The 4076-nt window shown below is 37.9% G+C and carries 3 protein-coding genes; all 3 read right to left on the reverse strand.

What is annotated here, in order from left to right; genetic code table 11:
• Nucleotides 1-524 precede the first annotated feature (524 nt).
• A complete protein-coding gene (locus LHW48_08615) occupies nucleotides 525-2183 on the reverse strand; it encodes a tetratricopeptide repeat protein (GenBank protein MCB5260513.1) in 1659 nt (552 codons plus the stop codon).
• Between the two features lie 65 nt (nucleotides 2184-2248).
• Nucleotides 2249-2965 carry a biotin--[acetyl-CoA-carboxylase] ligase gene (locus LHW48_08620; protein ID MCB5260514.1) on the reverse strand — a complete coding sequence of 239 codons (717 nt, stop codon included), beginning with the start codon at nucleotides 2963-2965 and terminating at the stop codon, nucleotides 2249-2251.
• The gene (gene queA / locus LHW48_08625) at nucleotides 2965-4008 is read right to left on the reverse strand and encodes a tRNA preQ1(34) S-adenosylmethionine ribosyltransferase-isomerase QueA (GenBank protein ID MCB5260515.1); all 1044 of its coding nucleotides are present in this window, start codon (nucleotides 4006-4008) and stop codon (nucleotides 2965-2967) included. The genes LHW48_08620 and queA overlap by 1 nt, the downstream gene beginning before the upstream one ends.
• Nucleotides 4009-4076: the final 68 nt, after the last annotated feature.

Here is a 4076-nt window from a genome sequence, read left to right on the forward strand (position 1 = left end):
AAAATCCAATTTGCAATTATCGGGGACACTAATATCAACAGCATTGCTTCAGTCATATATAGGATTCGAGTCCGTTGCATATCTATATATAGCAGATATTTATACACGAGATTTCGCTTTGCTATCCTTTTCTGAACGTAACTATTCTAACCCACTACTTTGTAGTGAGGAGTTTTGCCTCATTCTCAGAATATTCAACTGTCTTTTCGATCGTTCATTATACAGCATGCAAATTATAAAATGGATATGAACAGGCAATAATCAACAGAAAGAGATTAAAAAAGAACAATACATGAACTAGAATAAACTAGGTTGAATTCTTTACTCCTAATATCTAAGCTTTTTATTGCTCTTCCCCACCTTGCACTTTTTGGTAATCGTTAAATAAGGTTTACCTTAACATTATGCTGAAGATGAGGTTCATCTCGGGATTAACCTTCCTTAATCTTATGGTAAGGCTTTGGCCAAGAGTCAAAAAAAATGCAGCTTTTTTAAGGCTGCATTTATTAGAAGAGGATCTATATTTAGTATCCCTGAGTTTGAGACACTAAATTGCTAAGCGATTTAAGTCTATTTTGAATATCATTCAGAATATCCGGTTCGGCTGTTAATGACCGAGCTGTATTAAGTTGATCTACAGCGTTACGGAAATACCTATTTGCATTTGCTTTTGCTGCATCGCGCTGTCTGGATAGAGTAGTCGCTTGTCTGCCAACAGCATCAGCCGCGAGTCTTTCCAAATCCGCAAAGCGGTTATATTCATTTGTTCCTTTAGATTGATTTATGGTAGCCATAATCACGTAGGATTGATACAAGCTTGGGTCTCTTTCAATAGTGGCATTAGCATTAGTTTCTGCCAAATCGTTATTGCCCATGGCAAGATAGATGCTTGCCAGATTGAGATAAGCCAGGGCATTATCGGGTTGAATGCGAATAAGCTGATTCATGGTTTCTATGGCTTTATTATTCATTTCTTGTTTGATGGTTTCATCTGTAGTTTCGCTTGCTTGATTGCGATACAAACTTACAACGTTTAAGTATGCTTGTGTGTTGTTGGGATTTAATCTTATCAAGCCTTCATAATTGGCAATTGCGTCTGCCATGCGTCCGCTACGTTGATAGGATACTGCAAGCCTTCTTGAGATAAGATCATTTTCTGGAAAGGTTTCATTGGCGCTTTCTAGATATGGCAAGGCATCGTTATAACGTCCCTGATCGTAAAGAAGAAATGCCAAACGTACTTTTACGCGAGGATTATCGTCATTCAAACTGAGGGCATTGTTCAATGCGTTTTCTGCACTTTCATAATCTTGCTCTTCAGCATATAGATTGCCAATCACCAACCACAGATCGGCATCATCTTTTGTTGCTGCTATTTTTTCCATTACACCAATCCGTTTCATTTTTTCGCCGGTTTTTTCATACATCTCGTTCATCATAACAAGCGTTTGATAGTGTTCAGGATTTAACTCAAGAGCTTTGTTGAAGTTAGTTTCTGCCAAACTATACTGTTCGGTTTTATAATATGTGGCGCCAAGATAGTAATAGGCGTCTATTTTTTCAGGATCTAAACCAATTGTTACTTTAAGTTGGTTCTCAGCCTCTTGGTAATTTCCTCCGGCATAGAAATTAGCAGCCACGTTAAAGATTTTTTCAACCTCATTTGTGATGAAGCGGTCTAGTTCTGCCATTAGATTTTTGTTCAAGCTTTCCCAACGTTGTTCTTTAATATTGGGGACATTGAAGTTTACTTGCCGAAGCTCATTTGTTCGAGCGCTATAGAACCTAAGAGAAAGAGTAAAAAGATCCGCTCTAAGAGAAGCTATATTCCCCAAAACAATAACATTGGCATCTGTAAGCTCGGCAAGCTCGTTCATTTCTTCCAGTTCCATATCATCAACATTTGGAATACCAAGAACCTCGAATTCATCGGCAACAAATTCCATGTCTAAAAGCTCGTATTGAGGGTAAGCGGAAAAAACATAGTCAAAATCGCGTACCGTGAGAATTTTTCGCACGTTCCTGCTTCTTGCATCCATGGTTTTAAGAGGCAAAATGGCTACTTTAGTTACCAAGCCACTATAGTTTTCAACAACTTGAGAAGGTTGAGGCATGCCTGTATTCACCGAACAAGCTGATATCAGCAAGAGGGTAACCATGGCAATCAGCAACAATCTGTTCATTAGATCCTCCAGGTTATGAATATTCATTATTTATCTTTCACAATGATTTTTGTTTGCTCTATCTGTCAAGAAAAAGCTTCAATACTAAGAATTGAACCTGAGCTCAAATTAATGATTTCACCCATCCCTTTTCTTACGATTAATGCGCCCTTCAAATCGATACCTAAGATCTCGGCTTCAAAAGGTTCTGTTCCCACATCAATCAAGGCTTTGCAGTTTTTCCCAAAAAGATTCTCATTACAATAGGTGATGTATGTAATCTCATGAGATAGCAAGCGAACATTTCTTTCTACTGCATCGATCAAACTGAAGCATAGCTGTTCATTCGATATGTTTGTATTGAGAATATTCTTCAAGCTAACAGCACCAAATTTTCCTAAGCTACTATCAATATCGTTATTTGTATTAAGACCAATTCCAATTGTATAGCGCCCAGGATGGCTTTTACACAAAACTCCACCTAATTTTTTGCCATCATAAATTATGTCGTTAGTCCATTTAATCTGTAGTTTGTCTGCCAGGGGATAGAATAGTCGGCACAATTCGCGATGTAGGCAATAACCAGTATACAACCCAAACGAGCTTACAAACCCGCTAAAGACGATATCGAAGGTAAACCACAATCCTCCTGTAGGAGAAAGCCAATTATGGTTGTCTCTTCCCACTCCATCACCTTGATAATCTGTTCGCACACATATGGTTCCGTTGTTATACTCACGCAAACGTTGGTATTCTAACATTGTGCTATCTAGTACATTGTAATAAAAGTAGCTTCTTTCCATCATTTTTCAATAAACATGGCATCGCCATAACTAAAAAATCTGTAACGCTCATCTACGGCTATTTGGTAGGCTTTGCGAATAAAATCGTAACCAGCAAATGCCGATATCATCATTAAAAGAGTAGATTCTGGTAAATGAAAATTGGTAATTATAGCGTCAGTAACCTTAAACACATATCCGGGAAATATAAAAATATCAGTCCACCTATTACCATAGGTTAATTTGTCTTTCTCCCAAAAGCTTTCTAAGGCTCTAACCGAAGTTGTGCCAACTGCAATAACTCGGCGTAGGTCTGTTTTGGCTTGGTTAATAATCTTGGCAGTATGTTCAGATATTTCTACACATTCACTATGCATTATATGTTTAGTAATATCTTCAGTTTTAACCGGTCTAAAGGTACCAATGCCAACATGTAAGGTAAGTTCAGCAAATTCCACTCCCATATTCTTTAGGTTCAGCATAAGATCATTACTGAAATGCAAACCTGCTGTTGGTGCGGCTACAGAACCGTTTTCTGAGGCATAAATAGTTTGATAACGCAGCCTATCATTTTGCTCATCGGGACGGTTAATATAAGGAGGCAGTGGAATATGACCAATTTTCTCGATTTCTTGCCAAAAATCACCTTCATATTCCAGTTTTATCTTACGCATGCCATCGTCATTTTCTGGATATGCCCATCCTTTCATATTGTTGGAAAATACTATATACTGCTCTTTTTTTATCCTTTTAGCAGGGAAAATCAGGCATTTCCACAAATCGGGTTCAGCGAGGGGATTTAAAAGCAAAACTTCTATTGGTGTACCATTTTCTTTTTTACCAAAAAGCCTGGCAGGAAATACCTTGCTATTATTAAGCACCAATAAGTCCCCTGCCCGTAGAAGACTAGGTAAATCCGTAAACATTCTGTTATGAATTGAGTTATTTTCACAGCTTAGGCACATCAATCGCGATGCTTCACGTTTTGCCAGTGGATACTGAGCAATAAGCTCTCTTGGCAATATATAATGATATGCAATTTTTCTGTGTAGATCTTGTGTCATTTCAGTTTTAACGGTACCTTTTGAGCTTCAGTTAAGCTTGCCGTGAAGGAGCCAAATGATATCTTACT

The organism is Candidatus Cloacimonadota bacterium (assembly GCA_020532355.1).
Lineage (GTDB): Bacteria > Cloacimonadota > Cloacimonadia > Cloacimonadales > Cloacimonadaceae > UBA5456.